Origin of the sequence: Pseudomonas sp. YuFO20, from assembly GCF_035064975.1 — a bacterium.
Lineage (GTDB): Bacteria > Pseudomonadota > Gammaproteobacteria > Pseudomonadales > Pseudomonadaceae > Aquipseudomonas > Aquipseudomonas putida_AE.
Genome location: NZ_JAXDEO010000056.1, coordinates 1 through 23161, shown reverse-complemented (window position 1 = coordinate 23161; position 23161 = coordinate 1). Strand labels below are relative to the sequence as shown.

Here is a 23161-nt window from a genome sequence, read left to right as displayed (position 1 = left end):
AATCCTTGGAAGGAGAGATCAAAAGTAGGTCGGCCAGGTACGCATTTCGTGGCGTCCTATACCGTTATTGAAGCCGCGCCGTTGCGCCGCCAGTGCCTCGACCAGAAAACGCCGGGTTTCTCCCGGGGCAATCACCTCGTGGGTGCCCATGGCGCCGGCCAGGGCAAAGGCAGAGGTGTCTTTTGCGAACTCGGCATGCAGGCGCTCGTAGCGTTCCGGGTCGCTCTCGCGTGTCACGCCATGCACCACGCTGACCGCAACGCCGGGGTCGACGAAGCTGACGTCGGCCATGCACCAGGCGGCCGACTGGTCGCTGTTGCGGCCACCGCCGAAATTCAGGTACGCCTGACCGAAACTCTTGCGCACGATCACCGAAAGCTTGGGCACCGAACAGAGTTGCACCGCGTGAATCATGTTCATGATGTGCGCCGGTGCGCTGCGTTTCTCGCCTTCGATACCCACCAGGAAACCGGGGGTATCGACCAGAAATACCAGCGGGATATTGAACGAGTCGCACAGGGCGATGAAGCCGGTGGCCTTGCGGCAGGCATCGGCGTCCAGAGCCCCGCCTTTGAATAACGGGTTGGAAGCGACAATACCGATGCTGGCACCTTCGAGCCGAGCCAGGGCGGTGACGACCGAGCGACCGAAACGATCCTTGAGTGGAAACAGGCTGGCGCGATCGACCAGGGTGGCGAGCAGCTTGCGCATGTCGTAGGTCTTGCTGCGTTCTGCCGGGACGATGCGTTCAGGCCCCGACGAGTCCGGGCGGTCCTCGGGCGTGCAGGGCAGCTCGGGCGGCAGCTCATTCGAATGAGAGGGCAAGTAGCCGAGAAAGCGCCGGATGGCGCTCAGCGCTTCCTGGTCATTGTTCACAACCATGTCGGCCAGCCCGGTGATTTCGGCATGCATGCGCCAGCCACCGAGTTCTTCGGTATCCGAACTCTCGCCGATGGCCACCGAGGTGACTTTTGGGCTGGAAACAGCGAGCATTGCGCCTTTGCGCATCACGGTGAAATCCGCCAGGCACGAATACCAGCTCGCCGAACCGAAGCAAGGCCCGAGCACTGCGCTGACCCACGGCGTCTCGCGCCGCCGGCAGTACTGCTGGGCATCCTGGCCGCCACCGGCCATGCTGCCCGCACCCATCGCATCCTGCATGCGCTGGCCCGACGATTCGCCGAGGAAGATCAGCGGCATGCCGTTGCGGGTGGCGCATTCCTTCATGTAGGCGATCTTGCGCGCATTGATCCACGAGGACGACGCGCCTTTGACCGTCATGTCGTTGGACGCCACGGCGACACGGCGCGAGTCGATGCGGCCAAAGCCGGTGATCTTGCCGTCGGCGGGGGTGCTGTCGCGATCCTCGGGGCGGGCGGAGTGGGCCAGCATGCCGATCTCGCTGAACGACTGCGGGTCGAGCAGACCCTCCAGCCGCTCACGGGCGTTGAGCACGCCGGCATCGCGGCGCGCCTGGAGCCTGGCTTCGCCGCCCATGTTCAAGGCGGTGGCGCGACGGGAGTGCAGCTCTTGTTCGGGTGAAGTGTGTTTGCGGGTCATCGTGAAGTCTCTTTGGGAACCATGACGGCACGTCCGACGATTTCGCCGCGACGCATTGGCAGCAGGACCTCAATCACCGGGTTCGTTCGCCAGCACCATGTACATGAATGCCGACATGACGAGCCCGCCGGTCTGGACCAGGCAGCTGCTGGCATTGGCGACCTGGCGTGCGCCGCATTCGCCGCGCAGCTGGCGAACCGACTCGATCATCAGTTGCATGCCGAACTGACCGGAGTGGTTGAAGGCCAGGCCACCGCCCGAGGTATTCACCGGCAATGCACCGCCGGGCGCGGCAATGCCGCTGCGCAGGAACGCGCCAGCCTGGCCAGGTTCGCACACACCCATGGACTCGAGCCCGACCAGCACATTGATGGTGAAGGCGTCATAGATCTGCACCATGCTCAATTCGCTGCGCGCGATGCCGGACATGCACAGCGCACGCTCGACGCAGGCGCTGGTAACGCCATCGTCGAGCCAGTCGTTCGTATTGATCGGCGTGACGTGGCCCCGATAGGTATCGGCAAATCCGCGGATGAACACCGGCGGCCTGGCCAGGGTGCGGGCGTATTCGGCCTTGGTCAGGATCAACGCACCGGCGCCGTCGTTGACCAGGCAGATATCGGCCTTGCGTAGCGGGTCCGAGATCAGCGGCGAAGCCAGGTACTCCTCCATCGTCAGTGGTTGGCGCAGCGTGGCCTGGGGATTGAGGTGCGCCCAGCGCCGCGCGTTGATCGCCACTTCTCCCAGGTCCTCCGGGCTCGCCTGATAGCGATGCAGATACTGCTGGGCGAGCATCGCGTACCAACTGATCGGGCTGAGCACGCCGTAGGGCGCCACGAACTGGCCGGATGGGGAGCGCGGGTCGGTGACCACGCCGCCACGCTGACGACTGTGATCCAGGCGCTGGGTGCTGCCGTAGGTGACCAGTGCCACCGAGCACAGGCCGGCGTCGATGGCGGCCATGGCGTGGATCAAGTGGGTGAGCGGCGAGCCGCCGCCCACCACCGTGCTGTCGACATAGCGCGGGGTGATGCCTAGGTATTCGCTCACCAGCAGCGCATTGGCGCGGTCGTCCCAGTGGGCGAATACTCCATCGACATCGGCCAGGGTAAGCCCGGCCTCCAGCAGGGCCGTGCGGGCCGAGCGGCATTGCAGCGACAGCGCGGTGTCGCCTGGCTGCGCCTTGCCGAGGCCGGCTTCGCCGACACCGACGATGGCATAGCGGCCGGCCAGGCGGGATGCGTCGAGCGTCATGGTCGAGGCTCCTGCGCGATGAGCTGTGCACGCACGTCTTTCTTCAACACCTTGCCAACCGGGCTGCGCGGCAGGCTGTCCCAGAACAGCACGTGCTTGGGGGTCTTCAGGCTGCCGAGTTTTTCCCGGCAGGTGGCGATGAATTCCTGCGCGGTTGCACAGGCACCCGCCTTGAGTTCGATGACCGCGATGACTTTCTCGCCCCAGTCGGCATCGGGAATGCCGACCACCGCGCAATCCATCACCGCCGGGTGCGCCCAGATCACTTGCTCGATCTCGCTCGGGTAGAGGTTGAACCCGCCGGAGATGATCATGTCCTTGGTGCGGTCGACGATGTACAGGTAACCGCCTTCGTCGAACACGCCGATGTCACCGGTGTGGTGCCAGCCGAACCGGCGTGCCTCTTCGTTGGCTTGCGGGTTGTCGTAGTAGCCGGGGGCGACCAGTTCGCCACGGGCGACGATCTCGCCGCGTTCGCCGGTCTCGACGATCCGCCCGTCTTCATCCATCAGGGCCACTTCGCAGGCGCCGGTGGGACGGCCGGCCGAACCCAGGTGCTTGCCGTCACGCAGGTGGTCTTCACGGGTCAGTACGGTGATCACCCCGGGCACTTCGGATTGACCGTAAAACTGTACGAACACCGGCCCCCACAGGGCGATACCCTCGCGCAGCTTGTCCACGGACATGGGCGCGGCGCCGTAGATCACGTATTCGAGCGAGGAGCAGTCGCGGGTCCTGGCGTCCGGGTGCGAGAGCAGTCGGTAAATCAGGGTTGGCGGCAGGAACAGGTGGGTGATGCGCTCCCGTTCAATGGTTTCCAGTACCACGCCGGGGTCGGCGGACGCTGCAATCACATTGCGCGTGCCGAAACTCGACAGGGCCACGGCCGTCGCGCCTGCCGCATGGGTCAGCGGGGCCACGACCAGGTGCGCGGGGCTTTTTGCCGGTGGCATGAACTGGTTGCCGATGCGGTAGCAGGCGAGCAACGCGCGATGGCTTTGCATGATCGCCTTCGGCCGCCCCGTGGTGCCGCCCGAGGACTTGATCAGGGCAATGTCGTCGAGCCCCTGGCGCACTGTGCACTCTTGGCCGGCATGATCGCGGCACCAGGCGGCGATGCTCAGCCCGTCGATCGGCTGGTCCAGTCCGATCAGGGTTTTCAGGCTGGGCACGCCGGCGCGAATGCGCTCGGCATGCTCGGCGTACTGGGAGTGCAGCACCAGTACCGAGAGCTTGGTGAAACTCATGAACCAGATCAGGCTGTCGATCGAGTCCCTGGCATTCAAGGGAATGAAGGTGCTCCCGGCGCGCAAGGCGCCCAGCATGGAGACAAAGCTCAGCGGGTGATTGGGCGCCAGCACGCCGACATGCGCGCAGCTCAGGCCCAGCAGCGTCAAGGCATGGCCGATGGCATGGGAATCGGCCTGGACCTCGGCGTAGGTGAGGCTCAAGCCGGGGCCTTGCAGGCAGACATTGTCCGGGTGGCGATTGGCGCCCGCGTCGAAGTGGTCGGTGATCATTTGCATGGTGACGGCTAATCCAAAAGAGTGAACTGGGGCAGCGTGCAGGTTTCGCTGACGGGCTCGAAGCAGACGCTGACGCGGGCGCCGATGGCGACGCGGGTCAGGTCGGCATCGAGGATGTTGGCGACCACGCGCACACCTTCATCGAGGTCGATCAGCGCAACCACATAGGGCAGCCGGGATTCGAAGGCCGGCGAGGGCGCGATCCGGCAGACCGTCCAGGTGTAGATGCGCCCATGGCCGCTGGCGTTGATCCAGTCGAGGCGCTCGCACAGGCAGCTGATGCAGAAGGCCCGAGGGTAAAACTGGCAGGTCCCGCAGCCAGCGCAGCGCTGGATCACCAGTCGCTGTTCCCGGGCGGCCGCCCAATAGGCGGCCGTTTCGGCGGTGGGTTGCGGCAGGGGCCGAGCAGAGAGGGGAGTCGACATGGCAGCCTCAGTGAGTACGCAGTTCGAAACCGGCCATGGCGATATGCACATGGCGTTGCTCCGGGAGCTTGGCCAGCCCGGCGATCAGTTCATGCAGCGGACGACGCACGCTGAAGGTATCGTCGACCAGAACAGGGACCAGCCCGGTGATTTTTTCGTCGCCGTACATGGCACGCAGCAGCAGTTCATCGTCCGACAGGCCGGGGTAGCGGCTACGCAGTTCGGGAACCCTTGGCAACAGCACCGGCGGTGTGGTCGCCACCTCGCGGGAGCCGTTGGCGAGCACAAGAGCCTTGACGTCGTGATCGACCGGCAACGGCAGTGCGCCGAAGTAGCCGCACACGTACTTCTTCACTTCGTCGGGTACCACCTTGTAGCGCTCGCCGCTCAGTACGTTCATCACCGCTTGCGCGGCAATCATGGCGGGGAAGGGCGTGGCCATCACGGGCGAGCCCAGTTCCACGCGCACGCGCGCGATCTCTTCGAGGACCACCGGCAGCTTGTCGGCGATCCCCGCCAGCTGCAGTTGCGACTGTAGATTCGACATGGCGCCACCGGCATATTGGGTGACGAAGTGCGCCGGGTCGTATTCCGCCGGGATACCCAGGGGAAAACCGTTCTCTTCGGCGACACCGGCGAGGTACTCGCCGATCTCGTCAGCGGCGCGGTCATCGAAGTCGACCTCGAAACCGATCTCGCGCAGGTTGCGAGCGAGCATCTGGGCCGAGGGCCCGGCATTGCCGTGGGCCAGCGGATCGATCGAACACAGCAGACGGTCGGCGCCGTGCACCGCGGCTTCGATGGCCACCAGCGAACCGGTCGCGTTCAGGCAGTGGGTGAGCACTTCGAGCGGTCGATCGCCGATCACTGCCTTGATCGCCGGCACGATGCTGCGCACCTGTTCCACGGTCATGCTGCCGCCGGCATCGCCGAAGGTAAAGGCGTCGATGTCGAAGCGCTCGATGGCTTCGCGCGCCTTGGCGGCGTAGAACGGCGCGTCGTAGCCAGGGGCCAGGTTGTAGATCATGGCGAGGTTGGTGGTGGCGCCGAGGCGCTTGGCGGTGGCGATCGCCGGCACCAGGTTATCCCAGCAATGCAGTGAGTCGAGGAAACCGATGTCGCGGGCACCGTTGGCGACCAGGCGCTCGACGTACAGCTCGCTGAGGTCGTCCGGTTCCGGGTAGAAGCTGCGCAGCATGTTGCTGCGCACGATGCCGCGCAACGGCGTACGGCGGATACGCTCGGACAACAGGCGCAGCCGCTCCAGCGGGTTCTGGTTGAGGAACAGCACGCTGGCGTCGAACTGCACCAGGGCAACGCCTTCTATCGCATCGAAACCCAGGGCATCCAGGCGCTCGGCCATCGGCAGCATGTGCTCGGTGCGCATGCGCGTGGCCCACAGGCACTGGTGCGCATCGCGCAGGGTGGCATCGACCAGCTGGATGCGCCGCCGTTTGCCGGTGCGGACAAATTCCGCGTGCACTTTTTCGCGTAGTTGGTTCAGCACATGTCACCCCTTGCTGTGTTCGAGATGGATGGACAGGCCGGGGCCTGTGACACTCAATACGGTGTAGTCGGGCCAGCGTTGCAGCAGCCCGTGCGTCAGGGCCTGCTCGGGTGTGCGCACTTCGTAGTGAAGACTGTGCAGCGGCGGCAGCGCCGAGCAGCCGCAGACCAGTGCCGCCAGCGCCTCATCGCCGGCGGGCACAGCGCTCGCACGGCAAGGATGTGCAACCGCGCCGATGCGTTGTTGCAGGCTGTTCAGCGACGTGTCGATCGGGCCGTAGCAGCCTTGCAGCCAGCGACGCAAGGTAGGCTGCAACGTGGCGTAGCGTTGGCCAGCGTCCAGATGCTCGAGCGCCTGTCGCGCAATGGCCCGGGCGAAAGGTTGCAACATCGGCGGCTGGCCCAGCTCCTGGCGAATGCGCGTGCACTCGCGGGCAAACTCGAACAGATCGGCCAGGCGTCTGCGCTCACGCAACGCTTGCATGGCCTCGGTGGCGATTTCGCCCGGCAACTGGTGCTCGTATGGAGCCAGGTCGAAGGCCCAGGGCACACTTTCGGCAAAGCCTTCCTGATCCGCCACTGCAGCGAACTGAGCCTGGGCTTCTTTCAGGCGATCCTGATCCGGGGTTTGCAGCGGCAATTGCAGCAGCGCCGCCGAACTGATCAACCGTGCCAGTGACGGTACCGAGGCACCATTGGCGACACAGGGCAGCGCCGCATCGAGGCGGTCGATGCCGAGGCGAATCGCCTCCAGCGCCACCTGCGGGCCGAGACCGGTGTGGCAGCGGGTGTGCAGGTCCACAGGGGTTCCATCAGCGCCGCTACGCAGCGCCGCGAGCAAGCCGGGCAGGCGATCGACATGCAGCAGGCCGGCTTCGTCGCGCAGCATGATGCGCTGCGCACCGGCCTGGACCAGCCGAGCCGCGCAGGCCGAATAGTGGGCGTTGTCATGTTGATGATCGTCGACATAGGGCAGGGCGGCGATGGCGCTCAGGCCGTTCGCCAGTGCCAACTGCACCGCGTTGTCCAGGCGCTCGAAATCCAGCTGCGGATCGATCAACACCACCTCGCTGATGCCGGACCGGGCGAGCACCCGCAGCCAGCCGTCCAGCGTTTCGCCAGCGAGCACATCAATACGGCCATGGGCGGGCAGCAGGTTCACCGTGGCGCGCAGGGGCGTGCCATTGGCGCGCTCGCGCAGTGCCGTGACGCGTTGCAGCGGATTTTCACCGCGACCCAGGCATAACGCGATCACGGCGGGACTCAATACCTCGATCGCCGCCAGCCGGGCGTGCCCCAGTGAACTCATGGTGCCGAGCAGCATCGCCGTGCCGAGGGCGCCGCCCCAGGCGGCGGTCTGGCCGTCGCTCAGGCTGACATCGACCAATGTTGTCATGCTCATGCTCGCTCCTTGGCTTGTTTCAAAGCCTGTTTGCGGGCAGGTACGAAGACGTCTTCGACCCAGCGCGTGGTGACCAGGCCCGCGACGAAGTCGGGGTGATCGAGCACGGCATGGTGGAAGCTGGCGGTGGTCGACAGGCCTACGACTTTCATGTCCTCCAGCGCCTTGCGCATCAGCACGATGGCCTCGTTGCGGGTCGGTGCATGCACGATCAGCTTGGCCAGCAGGGAGTCATAGAACGGTGGCACGGTGGCGCCGCTGTAGCAATGGGTATCGACCCGTACGCCCGGGCCCTTGGGTGGCAGCCATTCGCTCACCAGGCCCGGGCTTGGGAGGAAATGGCGGTCCGGGTCTTCGGCGTTGATCCGGCACTCGATGGCATGGCCGACCAGCTTGACGTCGGCCTGGCTGAACGACAGTGGCAGGCCGGCGGCGATGCGAATCTGCTCGGCCACCAGGTCCAGGCCGGTGATCATCTCCGTCACCGGGTGCTCGACCTGGATGCGGGTGTTCATTTCCAGGAAATAGAATTTGCCATCGCGGTCATCGACCACGAACTCGATGGTGCCCGCACCGAAATAACCGACATTGCGCGCCAGGCGTACGGCGCACTCGCCCATTTGTTCGCGGGTGTGCGGCGCGAGGCTGGGGGAGGGTGCTTCCTCGATCAGTTTCTGGTGCCGGCGTTGGGTCGAGCATTCGCGCTCGCCCAGGTGCACAACATTGCCATGGCGGTCGCCCATGATCTGGATTTCGATGTGGCGCGCCAGTTCGATGAACTTCTCGACATACAAGGTCGGATCGCCAAAGGCCGCTTGTGCTTCCGAGGAAGCGGAACGGAAGGCGGCTTCGGCCTCATCGTCGCTGCGCACGATGCGCATGCCGCGCCCGCCGCCCCCGGCGGTGGCCTTGAACAGCACCGGGTAGCCGATGTCGCTGGCGATGGCGCGGGCAGTTTCTGCATCGGCCACGGCGTCAGAGCCCGGCACCCGCGGTACTTCGGCTTTTTCCGCCAGACCGACGGCGGTGATCTTGTCGCCCATCGAATCAATGATTTCGGCCGATGGACCAATGAACGCAATGCCGGCATCTTCGCAAGCCTGGGCGAAGTGCGAGCGCTCGGAAAGGAAGCCGTAACCCGGGTGGATGGCGTCACAGCGGTGTTCCAGGGCGGTTTTTACCAACAGATCGGCGCACAGATAGCTTTGCGCGGCCGGCGCCGGGCCGATGACCACGTACTGGTCGGCCAGGCGCGCGGCCAGGCTGTCCTGATCCGCTTCGGAGACGGCGGCAACCGATTCGATGCCCAGGGTTTTGCAGGCACGCACGATGCGTACCGCGATTTCGCCACGGTTGGCGATCAAGACCCGGCGAATGTCGCGGGTTGCCACGGGAATGCTGCTCATCAACGTGCCTCCGGTTCAAGAATCATCAAAATCTGGTCGCGCTGCACCATCTGCAGGTCTTGGGCGACGATGCGCACGACGCGGCCTTTCAGCGGCGACGCGAGGGTGTTGAAGAGTTTCATGGCTTCGACCAGGCACAGCGGCGTGCCTGCCTCCACCAGCGTGTTCTCTTCGACGAAGGACGGTTGGTCAGGGCTGGGTTTGCGATAGAAGGTGCCCATCATGGTGGCGCGTACGGCGATCTGACCGGCGGCGATTTCGGGTTCGCGGGTGGCCGCCACAGTGGCCGGCTGCGCTGGTTTTGCGGGTTTTACACCTTGCGCAGGCGCCTGGGACCGCTCGATCGTTCCCGACTTGCTGGCAGTCAGGGTGGTGTCACCGACGCGGACTTCCAGAAAGTCCAGATGCCTCGTGTGATCCAGTATTTCCAGGATTCTTCGTGCTTCTTTATGAGTGAGCGACATGCCTTCTGGCCTCTTGTTGTTCGAATTGCCTTGACGGATATGAACATCGATACGTAGGATTGTCAACAATCAGACAATCATGTAATTTGCTGATCGTGATCCAGGGCGTTTGCGCAGGCCTTCATCAAAAAGCGTAGCGCGCGGCGGCCAAGGGCTCGGTCATTAAAGAAATCAGTAGTGTTTTGGAGGGGGCGAGAATGAGTACAATCGCGGTTAAATCAGATGTCGCCGGAACGGTCTGGCAGATCCATGTCGGCGTGGGCGATGTCGTTGAAGAAGATCAGATACTCATCGTCATGGAATCCATGAAAATGGAAATTCCATTGATGGCGGTCGAGCCGGGGCGCGTTGTCAGCGTTCTAGTTGCCGAGGGCGACGTGGTGAAAGACGGCCAGGATGTCTTGCTTATGGAGTGCGATTGAAGTCTATGTCAATGAATGCAGGTTCGGCGTCGGCCGCCAAGGGCGGTAGTGCAATAGGTATCATGCGTGCGGGTCGCCAGCGCGTCCTGACGATGCCGGAGCAGATTGCCGAAAGCATTACGCTTGCGATTCTGCGAGGTGAATACGGGCCGGGCGATTCGGTGCGTGAACAGGAACTGGCCGACCACTTCCAGGTCAGCCGCGGTCCGATTCGCGAGGCCCTGCGCATTCTCGAGAAGGTCGGCGTGGTGACCATCGTGCCGCAGCGCGGCGCGCATGTGACCTCATTGAGCAGGCAAGAGATCGACAATCTGTTCGAGATCCGCGCGGTTCTGGCCGGTTTGCTGGCCAAGTACCTGGTCGACCTGGATGGGTCGATCGTCAATCAAATGGACGCCATCGTTACCCGGCTCGAACTGATTGCCTCGCAAGCGGATGCCCTGGACGAGTATGCCCAAGGCAGTTATCGCCTGAGCACCCTGCTGTTCCAGTCCTGCGGCAACAAGCAGCTGGCAGAACTGATGGGGGCGCTGGGTATCCAGACCGCACGCTACACGCGGTTGGGCTTGCGTTCAGCGGAGCGTCGCCAGGCTTCCGCCAACCATTGGCGCCAACTGGTCGAAGCGCTCAAGCAAAACAGCAGTTCGGTTGCCGCGAACATGATGGTCGAGCTGATCAACGCTTCCCATCAAGCCGCATTGAATCACCTGGAATAATCCACACGGGGGCACAACACTCCCGAGTGCTGTGTCAGGTTGTCGACAATAAGACAAAAAATCATGACAAAAAAACGCACCGCAGGACTCATGCTCAGTTGGGCAGCCAAGCAACACCGGGGCCGCACCGCCCTGATCTTCGGCGAGAACGGCCTGACCTATGACCAGGTCGAGACGGGCAGCAACCGTCTTGCCCATGCCTTGATTGCCCTTGGGCTGCAGGTTGGGGAGCGCGTCGCCGTGCTGCTCAACAACTCGCCCGAGGCGATCGAGAGCGTTTTCGCGGTCGAGAAGGCCGGCCTGGTTTACGTGGCGCTCAATGCCCGGCACACCCTGGCCGAGCAGATCGCGATCCTCGACGACGCCGGCGCCAGCCTGCTGGTGGTGGGGCCTGAATTTCGCGAGATCGGCGAAGGCGTGCGTGATCGCGTCGCCGGTTTGCGCCAGGTGATAGCGCTCGATTGGCAGGCACCGCAGGTACTGGATTACCGCCAGTTGCTCGCCTCGATGCCAGCGCAGGCGCCGAATGTCCAGGTGTCTCCCGATGCCTTGCTGCGCATTGCCTATACCTCGGGCACCACCGGCAAGCCCAAGGGCGTCACCTACACGGTCAAGCGCTGGTATGAACGCCTGACCAACCATTTCTACGCCATGGAATACAGCCTGGGCGTGGAGGATGCGATGTTGCATGTCGGTCCCTTGACCCATGCCGCCGGCGTGCATCTGTTGCCCTGCTACTTGCGCGGGGCGCGCAATGTGATTCTCGAGAAGTTCGAGCCACTGGACACGCTGCAACAGATCCAGCGGCACCGGATCACGCAGATGATGTGCGTGCCGACCATGCTCACCCGGTTGCTCGACGCCCTCGACAGCGGCGCCGAAGCGGATCACTCGTCGCTCAAGTGCATCCATTACGGGACGGCACCGACCTCGGTCGACCTGATCCATCGCGCCATCGCACGCTTCGGCCCGGTGATGCGCCAGCAGTATGGAATGACCGAGGCGGTCCAGCCGCTGGCGGTGCTGTATCCGCACGAACACGCCGAAGACGGCGTGCTGCGCTCCTGCGGCAAACCGACGGCCAATGTGCAGATCAGCGTGCGCGATATTCACGGCGCAGAACTGGCGGTGGGCGAGATTGGCGAGATCGCCATCGCTACCGACGGCATCGGCGAAGTGGCTTTCTGGCGCAGGCCGGATCTTGAAGCCGAAGCCATTCGAGATGGCTGGTACTACTCCGGTGATCTCGGTTACCTCGATGCCCAGGGCTTTCTTTATATCGTCGGGCGTAACAAGGACATGATCATTTCCGGTGGCTTCAACGTGTATGCGCGGGAAGTCGAGGATGCCCTGGAAAGCCATCCGCATGTACTCGAGGTGGCGGTCCTGGGCCTGCCCGACCCGGAGTGGGGCGAGCGTATCGCCGCCTTTGTGGTGCGGCGCGAAGGCGCCACGCTCGACAGCGAGACCCTGGGCAGCCATTGCGCGGCCCTGATCGCCGGCTACAAGAAGCCGCGCCTGATCGAATTCGTCGAGGCCCTGCCGCGCAACAACGCCGGCAAGGTGGTGAAGAACATTCTGCGCGATGACTATCTCGCGCGCCTGCAGAGGACATCATCATGAGCACGCCTGTTGCCCCTGAATGGTCGCTGGAACTTGCGGACATCCGCGCTCGCCGTGAAATCGCCTACGCATTGGGTGGCCCCGAAGCGGTGGAGAAACACCACGCCCAAGGCAAACTCACGGCCCGTGAGCGCATCGGGCATCTGCTCGATGGCGAAAGCTTCGAGGAGTTCGGCATTCTTGCAGGTGCCGTGAAGTACACCCCGGAAGGCAAGATGGCCTCGGCCACGCCGAGCACGGCAGTGGTGGGTGTGGGTCAGATCGATCGGCGGCGCACCGTGGTAGCGGCCGATGATTTCACCATTCGTGGCGGTTCGTCGGAGGCGGCGGTCGCTGAAAAGTGGATCTATGCCGATCGCTACGCCTGGGAATACAAGTTGCCGATCATCCGCATGATCGACAGCGCCGGCGGCAGTGTGAAGCTGCTCGACAAGCTCGGTCACACCAAGATCCCGGGCTATGCCCTGTTGCCGATCACCAACCTGCTGGGCGCGGTGCCGGTGGTTGGCATTGCCCACGGCGCCTGTGCCGGCCTGGGCGCGCTGCGGGTTGCCGCCTCGCACTTGTCGATCATGGTGCGTGGCCAGAGCCAGGTATTCGCGGCCGGCCCGCCGGTGGTGAAGCAGGCGTTCGGCATCGATATCGACAAGAATGACCTCGGTGGTTACGACCAGGTGCATCGTCACAGCGGCATGATCAACCTGGCCGCCAACAGCGATGCCGAGGCGCTGGACCTGGCCAAGCGTTTCCTGTCCTACCTGCCGGGCAATGTCTGGGAGCAACCGCCGCGTGTGGCCTCGACCGACGCGCCCGGTCGCCGTGACGCCTGGCTCAACGACGCCATTCCCCATGACCGGCGCAAGATCTTCAACCCGCACAAGATCCTCAAGTCGCTGGTCGACAAGGACAGTCTGTTCGAGATGTCGCCGGATTTCGGTGCGTCGACCATCACCGCGTTCGCCCGCCTCAACGGCTATTCGGTGGGGATCATCTGCAACAACCCGCGCGTCGGCGGTGGTGCACTGACCCGGGCGGCGGCGCTCAAGCAGACCCGTTTCATTGACCTGTGCGACACCTTTCACCTGCCGCTGATCTACCTGGTGGACCAGCCGGGCGTCATGACCGGTCAAGAGGCGGAAATGCAGGGCACGCTGATTGCGGCCATGCAGGCCGTGCATGCGATCGAACAGGCGAGCGTGCCGGTGATCACCATTGTCCTGCGCCGCTGCGTCGGGCTCGCCGGTGCCATGGTCAGCCCCTGGCATGGCCCCACGGGCACGGCATTGCCGCACCGGTTTGCCTGGCCTTCGGCGCAGTGGGGTTCGATTCCGATCGAGGGTGGTGTCGCCGCTGCCTACAAGCAGGAAATCGCTGCAGCGGATGATCCGCTGGTGCGGCGCAAGGAACTGGAGGCCCATTACCAGGCCCTGGCTTCACCGCTGCGCACGGCCGAGCGCTTTGGCGTGATCGACATCATCGAGCCGGACAGTACCCGTCCGCTGCTGTGCAACTGGGTGGGTGACGCGTATCGCATCACCGCGCTTTCCCTTGGGCCGAAGCGGCGGACCATGCGCTAGTCCCCCTGGGACGGGTGGCATCGCGCCTTACCTTCATAAAAACAACTCAAAGGTACTGACGAATGTTCTGGAAAAAGAGTCCCTGTGCCGTCCTTGCGACGCTGATGGTGATCCACCTGCTGGCCCAGGTGGACCGCAATATCCTGCTGGGTTTCGCCCCGCAGATCACCGGTGAGCTGGCGATCAACAATGCGCAGTACGGTTTTCTGGTCGGCGCGGTGTGGGTGCTGAGTTATGGCGTGATGGCGGTGTTTCTCGGCGCCCTGGCCGATCGTCACAGTCGACCACGGGTGATTGGCGCAGGCATGCTGGTCTGGAGCGTCTGTACGGTGGCCTCCGGTTACGTCCAGAACTTCGAACAAATGGTCGCGGCACGTTTTCTGGTGGCCACCGGCGAAGCCGCGCTGGTGCCCGCCGCCACGGCCCTGTTGATGGAGCTGTTCTCGGAAAAGCGCCGGGGCACCGCGGTGGGACTGTTTTACCTCGGCATTCCGTTGGGCATTGGCTGCAGCTTTCTGCTGGCGGGCACGCTCGGCGCTGCCCACGGTTGGCGCACCACGTTCCATTTCCTCGGCATCGCCGGGGTGATCATTGGCTTGCCGTTGATGCTGATGAGCGACAAACGCAGCCATTGCACGGTGCAGGAGCGGGGCGAACCCCTCGCCGCACAGATGGCCGCCGTGTTCAGTGAACTGCGCAGCAACCGCGTCGTGCGCTACACCGTGACCGGGTTCGTGCTGGCCCACCTGGCCTATCCGGGCATTTCATTCGCGCAACTGTGGATGACCAGGGAGAGGGGACTGGACCCGGCCTCGATTGCCATGACCCTGGGCGCGATGCAAATCGTATTCGGCTCGTTGGGCGCCTTGGCCGGCGGCATTCTGAGCGACCGCCTGGCCCCTCGTTTCAAGGGCGGCCACGGCAGTGTGCTGGCGTTGCTGATGTTGGTGTGCGCGCCATTCATGATCGCGTATCGCCTGGTACCGGTGGATTCACCGCTGTTCTACGTGGGAATGGCGGTCGGCATCTTCATGCTGATGTCGCTCTACGGTTCTGCGACCACTGCCATTCAGGGCGCGGTCCCGGTGCGCATGCGTTCGACGGTCATGGGCTTCTCGATGCTGCTGCTCAACCTGTTTTCGGTAGCACTGGGCACCTTTGTCGTCGGCTGGATCAGCGACGCCTTGACAGGTGCCGGAGCGGACTCGCCGCTGACCCATGTGCTGCTGGTCAGCGACATTCTCGCCCTGGTACTGGGTGGGGTTTTCTTTTATGTGGCGGCGCGTATCAAGCGTGGAAGCGCGTGTGCGATGCCGACAATGGGTATCAAGGTTTAGCTTATGGCCAGGTCCGCGGTCCTTCAATTGCAGTCGGTTACCAGCCTGTATCTACCGGGTGTGCTGGCGAGCATCGTGGTCGCCATTGCCGCGCGTTTCCTGGCTGACCAGTATCACGCGCCGGTGATGCTGTTGGCACTCTTGCTCGGCATGGCCATGAACTTCCTGGCGGCGGGGCCGAGCAGAGCCGGTATCGACTTCAGCGCCCGGGAAATCCTGCGCGTGGGCGTGGCCTTGCTGGGGCTGCGCATTTCGCTGGAGCAGATCGTGGCGCTGGGCTGGCATCCGGTGCTGATCGTGGTCGTGTCGGTGGTGGTCACCATCGTGGTGTCGATGCTGGCGGCGCGTGCCCTGGGCTTCAATGCACTGTTCGGCCTGTTGTCCGGCGGCGCCACCGCGATCTGCGGCGCGTCGGCGGCACTGGCCCTGGCGGCGGCGTTGCCGGGCCACCAGGCCAAGGAACGGGCGACACTGTTCACGGTCATTGGCGTGTCCAGCCTGTCGACCCTGGCGATGATCGTCTATCCGCTGATTGCCCGGGGACTGGACCTGGACCCGCTGCAAGCCGGGGTGTTTCTCGGCGCCACCATCCATGACGTCGCCCAGGTGGTCGGTGCCGGGTACAGCATGTCCCATGACATCGGCGATACCGCCACGGTGGTCAAGTTGATGCGTATCGCCATGCTGCTGCCGGTGATCGTCTGCGCGGTGTTGATCACCCGCGTCCAGGGCGGGCAGGGCACGGGTGAGCGGCCACCGTTGTTGCCCTGGTTCGCCGTGGCATTCGTGGTGCTGGCGACGGTGACCAGCCTGGGTTGGTTGCCCCCGGTGGTGCAGGGCCTGGGCAATCAATTGTCCAGCTGGTGCCTGGTCGTGGCCATCAGTGCGCTGGGGATGAAAATCCAGTTGAAGGAACTGGCCACGGTGGGGTTCAAACCCATCCTGTTGATGGTCGGTGAAACGGTGTTCTTGCTGGGGTTGGTGTTGATGATGATACGACTCTGAAGTTGAGTCTGGTCGTTCAATAACGCGGATGTACTGACACCGGCGCTATTGACTGGATCTCGTTGAATGAATTGAACGCTCCCCTGACGGGGTTATGAGTGGTGGGCACTGTCACGCCCGAATTTTGAATAGCCAGGTGTATTTCCATGAACGCAAAACAACAACAAAAACCACAGAGACAACCGATGCGGGTAATCAAGACTCATGGTGCTGGCGTGTTCGAGCCAACGCTGCTGGCCTCGGCGCTGTTCATCGCCATGTTGCCGGCGGCACAGGCTTTTGAATTGAACACCGGCAGCGAAGACTGGACCGTGCGCTTCGATAACACCATGAAGTTCAATTACGCCCAGCGGGTCGAAAGTGCTAACAGCAAGTTGGCCAATTCATGGAACAACAACGACGGCAACCGCAACTTCTCCTCGGGCAGTGCGGTGTCCCAGCGCCTGGATGTGCTGTCCGAACTGGACGTGACGTACCAGAAGAAAGCCGGTTTTCGCATCAGCGCCAACAGCTGGTACGACCATGCCTACGACAATGTCGGCAGTGACAACGCGGCGACCAACCAGCTCAACGATGGCCGGCCGGATTCGCGCCACGTCAGCGGTTATGTCGATCGTTACTACAACGGCCCATCGGCCGAGATCCTCGATGCCTTCGTCTTCGGCAGCACAGAAATCGGCGAAGACTCGATCCTCAGCGCCAAGCTCGGCAAGCACACCCAGTACTGGGGCGAAAGTGTCCTGGCCTTTGCCCATGGCAACAGCTACGGCCAGTCTGGCCTGGACATTACCAAGGCGTTGGCGGTGCCCGGCACCGAAGCCAAGGAACTGTTCATCCCGCGCAATCAGTTGTCAGTCAGCTTCACGGTCAACCCGGAACTGACCCTCGGCGCGCAGTACTTCCTCGATTGGGACGCTTCGCGCCTGCCGGAGTCCGGTACCTACCTGGGCTTCAACGACGGCATCCAGAACGGCGGGCACAACCTGTCGCTGATCGGTGGGCAGAATCCGTTCTTTGGAGCCCCAGGCGCGATCGGTGCCAACCAGTTCCTGCGCCTGAGCAATGGCCATACCTTCGAACCGGACAAGCGCGGCGACTTCGGCCTGATGGCCAAGTGGAGCCCGGAATGGCTCGACGGCACGCTCGGCATCTACTACCGCAACACGTCCGACATCCTGCCCAACCTGGTGCTGCAGCCGACCGCTGTCGGCCCGGCCCAACTGATCTCCGGCAACATCGGCAGCTACAACCAGTTCTACGTCGACGACATCGATATCTATGGCATCAGCCTGTCGAAAAGCGTCGGCGACGTCAGCGTCGGCTTCGACCTCAACTACCGGGAAAACATGCCCCTGGCCAGCGTCGCCGGTACCGTCAGCCCGGCCGCGGCAGCTGCCGGCCGGCCAGGCTTCATTGGCGGCTTCGATGGCGAAGACGGCGTGGCCCGCGGCAACACCGTGCATGCGGTGCTCAACGGCCTGACCACATTTGGCGACACACCGCTGTGGGACAGTTCTTCATTGCTGGTCGAGCTCGGCTACAGCCGCTGGCTGAAGGTGACCGACAACAAGCAGCTGTTCAAGGGCGAGGACTGGTACCGCGGCACCGACAAGGTGACCAAGGACAACTACATCATTGGGGTCAACTTCAACCCGACCTGGTACCAGGTCTTCCCGGGCATCGATATGTACCTGCCGATGACCTACAACGTCGGCCTCAACGGCAATTCCGCCGTCCAGTTGGGGGGCAACGAAGATTCCGGCAGCTACTCGGTCGGCGTCGGCTTCGACGTGCACAACCAATATCGCTTCGACCTGAAATACGTGGACAACTTCGGTCCATTCGACACTTGCAGTTCGCCAGGCAGCGCTGGCAGCCAGGGAGACGGCGCTGCGCCGGGTGCCAACGGGCAGTACAACTGCACGCCCGGGCAAACCACCGCCTTTGGCGGTACACCGGCCCAGCTCAAGGATCGCGGCATGGTAACGGCCACCTTCAAGACAACTTTCTGATTCGCGATTGCTTAAAAGCAATCAGGAGAACGACACCATGAAATGCATGCACAATCTGTTAACCGCCTCCGTCGCGCTGGCCTTCGCCGGCCTGGTCCAGGCCGCCGTGCCCGCCGCCGACGCGAGCAAGCTGGGCAGCAACCTCACCGCCGTGGGCGCCGAAAAAGCCGGCAACGCCGACGGCTCCATTCCGGCCTATACCGGCGGCCTGACGACCGCGCCAGCAGGTTTCAAATCGGGCGATACCCTGCGTCCCGACCCTTACGCCAGCGAGAAGCCGCTGCTGGTGATCGATGGCAAGAATGTCGCGCAGTACAAGAACCAGCTGACGGCCGTCACGGTCGAACTGGCCACGCGTTTTCCGAGCTTCCGCGTCGAGGTCTATCCGACTCATCGCAGCGTGGCCCTGCCTAAGAGCGTACTGGACAACACCTTGAAGAACGCCACCGGCGCCAAGTCCCTGGAGGGTGGCAACGCCATCGAGAACGTCCTGCCGGGTGTGCCTTTCCCGATTCCGCAGTCAGGTGCCGAAGCCATGTGGAACCACCTGCTGCGCTATCAGGGGGTGGCGTATTCGACCAAGTATGATTCCTGGAACGTCGATGCCTCAGGCGCGCAAATCCTTGCCACCAGCGGCGAGATCGTCAACTCGTTTCCGATCTTCGAAGACCCGGGCAAGGTCATCGATGGCAAGGACACCTACTTCCAGACCCGTCTGTTCTACACAGGTCCCGCGCGCCGGGCGGGGGAGGCGATCATGCTCAAGGACGCCGCCAACCCGCTCGCCCAGGCGCGTCGTGCCTGGCAGTACCTGCCGGGGCAACGCCGGGTGAAGCTGGCGCCGACCCTGGCCTACGACACGCCAAACCCGGGCACGGCAGGCTCGGGCACTTATGACGACGTGTATGTCTTCAACGGTGCGCTGGATCGCTATGACTGGAAACTGGTGGGCAAGCAGGAAATGATCGTGCCGTACAACACCTACGCGCTGAGCTACATCAAGGACCCGAAAGCCTTGACCACACCCAACCACCTGGCGCCGCAATTCGTGCGTTGGGAGAAGCATCGTGTGTGGGTGGTGGAAGGCACGCTCAAGGCCGGTGCCCGTCACGTCTATGCCAAGCGTCGCTTCTATCTGGACGAGGACAGCTGGGTGGCTCTGGCCTCCGATCAATACGATGCGCGCGGCCAACTGTACCGTGGCTCTTTCAGCTTCCTCTCGCAAAGCTACGACGTGACCACCCCCAACACTACGCCACACGTGATCTATGACCTGGTGGGCGGGACCTACAACATCAACGGTTTGTCGGGCGCCTACGGCGGCATCAAGTACATCGCACCCCTCACCAAGGCGCAGTGGTCACCGGACGCACTGGCCGGTAACGGTATTCGCTAAGCGCGTTACACCAGCAGGCCGGCTGCACCCCGTGTGCAGCACGGCCCGGTTTTGCCAGGAGGACGCACTATGGGTTCATTGAACAAGCGCAGGTTGCAGGCGCTGGTGATGCTGTTGGCGCTGTGGCAGACGGGTGCCCAGGCGAGTGCCTACGTCGATGTGCTGGACCTGCCCGCCAGGCTCAGTGCCTTGGCGGTCCGCAGTCCCATGCTCGACGTTGCGAATGCGGGGCCGCGCCTGGTCGCCGTTGGTCAGCGCGGCCATATTCTTTATTCCGACGACGCCGGCAAGCAATGGTCGCAGGCCAGCGTTCCGGTCAGCAGCGACCTGAATGCCGTTTACTTTTCTTCCCGGGAACAAGGCTGGGCCGTGGGCAACGATGGCGTCATCCTGCACAGCAGTGACGCTGGCGTGACCTGGAAAAAGCAACTGGACGGTCGTGAGATCGGCGCATTGCTGGTCAAGCATTACTCGAAGCTGGCCGGTGCCGAGCCGGCCAACGAACAGTGGCCGCTGCTGGTCGCTGAAGGTCAGCGGCTGGAGGAAGAGGGCGCCGACAAACCCTTGCTCGACGTCTGGTTCGCCGACGACAAGCTCGGTTACGCGGTCGGCGTGTTCAACCTGATCCTGCGTACCGAGGATGGCGGCCAAAGCTGGACGCCTTTTCAGGATCGCACCGACAACCCGCAGAACTTCCATTTGAACGCGATCAACTCGACCGGCGATGCCTTGTACATCGCGGGAGAGCAGGGGTTGCTGCTCAAGTGGGATAGCTCGCAGCAGCGTTTCGCTGCGTTGCAAACGCCGTATCAAGGCAGCTTTTTCGGCGTGGTCGGCAAGCCTGGCGAAGTGGTGGTCTACGGCCTGCGCGGCAACGTATTTCGCAGCACCGACGGCGGGCTGAGCTGGTCCCCGTTGGAAAGCGGATTGCAAGTGAGCATCACCGCCGCCGCCGTCGATGCCCAAGGTCACTACCGATTTTTCACCCAGGCCGGTCACATGTTGCTGGCCAAGGACGACAGCGTCCGCTTGCAGTGGGTGGCGCAGCAATCCCCGTCCCCGGTGGCTGGCGCGACAGCGGTTGGCGAGGGTGCGCTGGTCGTGGTCGGCAGCCGTGGTGCCCGCACGCTTCTCGAAGAACAAGAGCCAGAACAATAGAGCGAGTACTCACACATGGCCCCTACCAAGCAAGACAACATGCCGGTCATCCGCGATCTGCGCGACTTCGATCGACGCTCCGGCAATCTGCTCGAACGGCTGGTGTTCAACCATCGCCCGCTGTTCATGCTGCTGATGGCGCTGGCCACCGTGGTCCTGGGCTACATGGCCGCGACCCGTCTGGAACTGCGCCCCAGCTTCGAAAAAATGATCCCGCAGAGCCAGCCGTACATCCAGAATTTCCTCGAGAACCGCGCTTCGCTGCGCGGCCTGGGCAACTCGGTGCGGGTGGTGGTGGAAAACACCCAGGGCGATATCTTCGACCCGAACTACCTGACGGTCCTCAAGCAGGTCAACGACGAGCTGTTTCTCACCGAAGGTGTTGATCGCGCCTGGATGAAATCGCTGTGGACGCCTGCGGTGCGCTGGACCGAAGTCACCGAGGAAGGCTTCCAGGGTGGCCCGGTGATGCCCGATACCTATGAGGGCAAACCCGAGCAGATCGAACAGCTGCGCCAGAACATCGGGCGTGCCGGCATCGTCGGCAGTCTGGTGGCCAGCGACTACAAGTCGAGCATGTTGGTCGTGCCGCTGCTGGACAAGGCCTCGGCCACCGGCCAGGGCATCAACTACCACGCCTTTTCGCAGATGCTCGAAGAGCGGCTGCGCGACAAGATCGAGTTCGCCGGGGACAGCGCGACGCGTAAGGCCGGTGCTGAGGGCAAGGGCCCGTACAAGGTCCGGGTCATCGGTTTCGCCAAGCTGATGGGCGACCTGATCGATGGCCTGATCCAGGTGATGATGTTCTTCGGCCTGGCAGTGTTCACTTCGTTGATCATTATCTACGCCTATACCCGTTGCGTGCGCAGTACCTTGCTGGTGGTCGGCTGCTCGCTGATCGCGGTGGTCTGGCAACTGGGCATCGTCGCCTGGCTGGGTTATGCCATCGACCCGTATTCGGTGCTGGTGCCATTCCTGATCTTCGCCATTGGCGTGTCCCACGCAGCGCAGAAAATGAACGGCATCATGCAGGACATTGCCCGTGGCACGCATAAGCTGATCGCCGCGCGCTATACGTTTCGCCGTCTGTTCATCGCTGGTGTCACCGCGTTGCTGGCCGATGCCGTGGGCTTCGCCGTGTTGATGCTGATCGATATCCCGGTGATCCAGGACCTGGCGATCACTGCCAGCATCGGTGTGGCGGTGCTGATTTTTACTTCCTTGCTACTGATGCCGGTGGCGCTGTCCTATATCGGCGTCGGGCGCAAGGCCGCGGAGCGGGCACTGAAGATCGACACCCGTGCCGCCGAACATCGTGGCTTCGGCAAGTTGTGGGACCTGCTCGACCGTTTCACCACGCGCAAGTGGGCCACCGGCACGGTGCTGGTCGCCGTGTTGCTGGGCATCGGCGGTTTCGTGGTCAGCCTGCAACTGAAAATCGGCGACCTCGACAGCGGGGCACCGGAACTGCGGGCCGACTCGCGCTACAACCGCGACAACGCCTACATCACCCAGCATTACGCGCTGTCGAGCGACCTGTTCGCGGTGATGATCAAGACTCCGGCGGAAGGCTGCCTGAACTACCAGACCCTGATCCTCGCCGACCGCCTGGCCTGGGAGCTGCAACAGTCTCCGGGCGTGCAGGCGACCGCTTCGCTGGTCAACGCGGTACGGCAGATCACCGCCGGTACCTTTGAGGGCAACCCCAAGCTCAACAGCATCCAGCGCAACCAGAACGTGCTGAACTACGCCGCGCAGCAGGCCTCGGTCAACGCCCCGGAGCTGTTCAATACCGACTGCTCGCTGATGCCGGTGATCGCCTTCCTAAAGGATCACAAGGCCGAGACCCTGGATGCGGTGGTGGCGATTGCCGACAAGTTCGCCAGGGAAAACAGCAGCGAGGATCGCCAGTTCCTGTTGGCGGCCGGCAACGCCGGGATCGAAGCCGCCACCAACATCGTGGTGCGCGAGGCCAATCGCACCATGCTGCTCTATGTTTATCTGGCGGTGACGCTGTTCTGCCTGATCACCTTCCGCAGTTGGCGCGCCACGCTGGTGGCGCTGCTGCCCTTGGTGCTGACCTCGATTCTTTGCGAAGCCTTGATGGTGGTCATGGGTATCGGCGTGAAGGTGGCGACCTTGCCGGTGATTGCCCTGGGTGTAGGGATCGGTGTGGACTACGCGTTGTACCTGCTCAGCGTTCAGCTGCAGTATCAACGCCAGGGCCTGTCGCTGTCCCAGGCCTATCGCCAGGCCGTGGCCTTCACTGGGCGGGTGGTCGGGCTGGTCGGTATAACCCTGGCGGCCGGCGTGGTGTGCTGGGTCTGGTCGCCGATCAAGTTCCAGGCCGACATGGGCATCCTGCTGACCTT

18 protein-coding genes are annotated in these 23161 nt (G+C 63.3%); 10 read left to right on the top strand and 8 right to left on the bottom strand.

The window, feature by feature from the left end; all coding sequences use genetic code 11:
- Window positions 1-18: 18 nt before the first annotated feature.
- The 8 genes from SOP85_RS25320 to SOP85_RS25285 all read right to left on the bottom strand — a co-directional run bounded on the left by SOP85_RS25320 (window position 19) and on the right by SOP85_RS25285 (window position 9543).
- The gene (locus SOP85_RS25320) at window positions 19-1560 is read right to left on the bottom strand and encodes an acyl-CoA carboxylase subunit beta (RefSeq protein WP_323628603.1); all 1542 of its coding nucleotides are present in this window, start codon (window positions 1558-1560) and stop codon (window positions 19-21) included.
- A 69-nt stretch (window positions 1561-1629) separates the two neighbouring features.
- The gene (locus tag SOP85_RS25315; RefSeq protein WP_323628602.1) at window positions 1630-2814 is read right to left on the bottom strand and encodes a thiolase C-terminal domain-containing protein; all 1185 of its coding nucleotides are present in this window, start codon (window positions 2812-2814) and stop codon (window positions 1630-1632) included.
- Window positions 2811-4340 carry an AMP-binding protein gene (locus tag SOP85_RS25310; protein WP_323628600.1) on the bottom strand — a complete coding sequence of 510 codons (1530 nt, stop codon included), beginning with the start codon at window positions 4338-4340 and terminating at the stop codon, window positions 2811-2813. Before SOP85_RS25310 ends, SOP85_RS25315 begins: the two co-directional genes overlap by 4 nt.
- An 8-nt stretch (window positions 4341-4348) precedes the next feature.
- Window positions 4349-4765 (bottom strand): Zn-ribbon domain-containing OB-fold protein, encoded by a 417-nt coding sequence (locus SOP85_RS25305; protein ID WP_323609025.1) that lies wholly within the window; start codon window positions 4763-4765, stop codon window positions 4349-4351.
- A 7-nt stretch (window positions 4766-4772) separates the two neighbouring features.
- Window positions 4773-6272 (bottom strand): hypothetical protein, encoded by a 1500-nt coding sequence (locus SOP85_RS25300; RefSeq protein ID WP_323628599.1) that lies wholly within the window; start codon window positions 6270-6272, stop codon window positions 4773-4775.
- Window positions 6273-6275: 3 nt separating this feature from the next.
- On the bottom strand, window positions 6276-7673 hold the full coding sequence (locus SOP85_RS25295) for a hypothetical protein (protein ID WP_323628598.1): 1398 nt from the start codon (window positions 7671-7673) through the stop codon (window positions 6276-6278).
- Complete coding sequence (gene accC / locus SOP85_RS25290; RefSeq protein WP_323628595.1) at window positions 7670-9079, bottom strand: acetyl-CoA carboxylase biotin carboxylase subunit; 1410 nt, start codon at window positions 9077-9079, stop codon at window positions 7670-7672. Before accC ends, SOP85_RS25295 begins: the two co-directional genes overlap by 4 nt.
- Window positions 9079-9543 (bottom strand): acetyl-CoA carboxylase biotin carboxyl carrier protein, encoded by a 465-nt coding sequence (locus SOP85_RS25285; RefSeq protein WP_323628593.1) that lies wholly within the window; start codon window positions 9541-9543, stop codon window positions 9079-9081. Before SOP85_RS25285 ends, accC begins: the two co-directional genes overlap by 1 nt.
- Window positions 9544-9740: 197 nt before the next feature.
- Between SOP85_RS25285 and SOP85_RS25280 the strand changes: the two genes are divergently transcribed.
- The 10 genes from SOP85_RS25280 to SOP85_RS25235 form a co-directional block, all read left to right on the top strand.
- Window positions 9741-9965: an acetyl-CoA carboxylase biotin carboxyl carrier protein subunit gene (locus SOP85_RS25280; RefSeq protein WP_274077626.1), complete on the top strand. Its 225-nt coding sequence runs from the start codon at window positions 9741-9743 to the stop codon at window positions 9963-9965.
- Between the two features lie 5 nt (window positions 9966-9970).
- Window positions 9971-10681, top strand: coding sequence for a GntR family transcriptional regulator (locus tag SOP85_RS25275; protein ID WP_274077627.1), 711 nt, complete (start codon window positions 9971-9973; stop codon window positions 10679-10681).
- Window positions 10682-10744: 63 nt separating this feature from the next.
- Window positions 10745-12304 (top strand): class I adenylate-forming enzyme family protein, encoded by a 1560-nt coding sequence (locus tag SOP85_RS25270; protein WP_323628592.1) that lies wholly within the window; start codon window positions 10745-10747, stop codon window positions 12302-12304.
- Window positions 12301-13881: an acyl-CoA carboxylase subunit beta gene (locus tag SOP85_RS25265; RefSeq protein ID WP_274077629.1), complete on the top strand. Its 1581-nt coding sequence runs from the start codon at window positions 12301-12303 to the stop codon at window positions 13879-13881. Before SOP85_RS25270 ends, SOP85_RS25265 begins: the two co-directional genes overlap by 4 nt.
- A 62-nt stretch (window positions 13882-13943) precedes the next feature.
- Window positions 13944-15218, top strand: coding sequence for a spinster family MFS transporter (locus SOP85_RS25260; RefSeq protein WP_323628591.1), 1275 nt, complete (start codon window positions 13944-13946; stop codon window positions 15216-15218).
- 3 nt (window positions 15219-15221) lie between these two features.
- Window positions 15222-16223 carry a YeiH family protein gene (locus SOP85_RS25255; RefSeq protein ID WP_323628590.1) on the top strand — a complete coding sequence of 334 codons (1002 nt, stop codon included), beginning with the start codon at window positions 15222-15224 and terminating at the stop codon, window positions 16221-16223.
- A gap of 185 nt (window positions 16224-16408) precedes the next feature.
- On the top strand, window positions 16409-18235 hold the full coding sequence (locus SOP85_RS25250) for a DUF1302 domain-containing protein (RefSeq protein WP_323628615.1): 1827 nt from the start codon (window positions 16409-16411) through the stop codon (window positions 18233-18235).
- Between the two features lie 37 nt (window positions 18236-18272).
- A complete protein-coding gene (locus SOP85_RS25245; protein ID WP_274077632.1) occupies window positions 18273-19631 on the top strand; it encodes a DUF1329 domain-containing protein in 1359 nt (452 codons plus the stop codon).
- A gap of 69 nt (window positions 19632-19700) precedes the next feature.
- Window positions 19701-20789 (top strand): WD40/YVTN/BNR-like repeat-containing protein, encoded by a 1089-nt coding sequence (locus tag SOP85_RS25240; protein ID WP_323628589.1) that lies wholly within the window; start codon window positions 19701-19703, stop codon window positions 20787-20789.
- A gap of 15 nt (window positions 20790-20804) precedes the next feature.
- Window positions 20805-23161: efflux RND transporter permease subunit (locus SOP85_RS25235; protein WP_323628588.1), on the top strand; the 2357-nt coding region annotated here is incomplete at its 3' end.

What these genes read in the sequence shown, in the direction of transcription:
- SOP85_RS25320 (WP_323628603.1), bottom strand. Translation starts at nt 1,560, where the DNA reads ATGACCCGCAAACACACTTCACCCGAACAAGAGCTGCACTCCCGTCGC.
- SOP85_RS25315 (WP_323628602.1), bottom strand. Translation starts at nt 2,814, where the DNA reads ATGACGCTCGACGCATCCCGCCTGGCCGGCCGCTATGCCATCGTCGGT.
- SOP85_RS25310 (WP_323628600.1), bottom strand. Translation starts at nt 4,340, where the DNA reads ATGCAAATGATCACCGACCACTTCGACGCGGGCGCCAATCGCCACCCG.
- SOP85_RS25305 (WP_323609025.1), bottom strand. Translation starts at nt 4,765, where the DNA reads ATGTCGACTCCCCTCTCTGCTCGGCCCCTGCCGCAACCCACCGCCGAA.
- SOP85_RS25295 (WP_323628598.1), bottom strand. Translation starts at nt 7,673, where the DNA reads ATGAGCATGACAACATTGGTCGATGTCAGCCTGAGCGACGGCCAGACC.
- accC (WP_323628595.1), bottom strand. Translation starts at nt 9,079, where the DNA reads ATGAGCAGCATTCCCGTGGCAACCCGCGACATTCGCCGGGTCTTGATC.
- SOP85_RS25285 (WP_323628593.1), bottom strand. Translation starts at nt 9,543, where the DNA reads ATGTCGCTCACTCATAAAGAAGCACGAAGAATCCTGGAAATACTGGAT.
- SOP85_RS25280 (WP_274077626.1), top strand. Translation starts at nt 9,741, where the DNA reads ATGAGTACAATCGCGGTTAAATCAGATGTCGCCGGAACGGTCTGGCAG.
- SOP85_RS25275 (WP_274077627.1), top strand. Translation starts at nt 9,971, where the DNA reads ATGTCAATGAATGCAGGTTCGGCGTCGGCCGCCAAGGGCGGTAGTGCA.
- SOP85_RS25270 (WP_323628592.1), top strand. Translation starts at nt 10,745, where the DNA reads ATGACAAAAAAACGCACCGCAGGACTCATGCTCAGTTGGGCAGCCAAG.
- SOP85_RS25265 (WP_274077629.1), top strand. Translation starts at nt 12,301, where the DNA reads ATGAGCACGCCTGTTGCCCCTGAATGGTCGCTGGAACTTGCGGACATC.
- SOP85_RS25260 (WP_323628591.1), top strand. Translation starts at nt 13,944, where the DNA reads ATGTTCTGGAAAAAGAGTCCCTGTGCCGTCCTTGCGACGCTGATGGTG.
- SOP85_RS25255 (WP_323628590.1), top strand. Translation starts at nt 15,222, where the DNA reads ATGGCCAGGTCCGCGGTCCTTCAATTGCAGTCGGTTACCAGCCTGTAT.
- SOP85_RS25250 (WP_323628615.1), top strand. Translation starts at nt 16,409, where the DNA reads ATGCGGGTAATCAAGACTCATGGTGCTGGCGTGTTCGAGCCAACGCTG.
- SOP85_RS25245 (WP_274077632.1), top strand. Translation starts at nt 18,273, where the DNA reads ATGAAATGCATGCACAATCTGTTAACCGCCTCCGTCGCGCTGGCCTTC.
- SOP85_RS25240 (WP_323628589.1), top strand. Translation starts at nt 19,701, where the DNA reads ATGGGTTCATTGAACAAGCGCAGGTTGCAGGCGCTGGTGATGCTGTTG.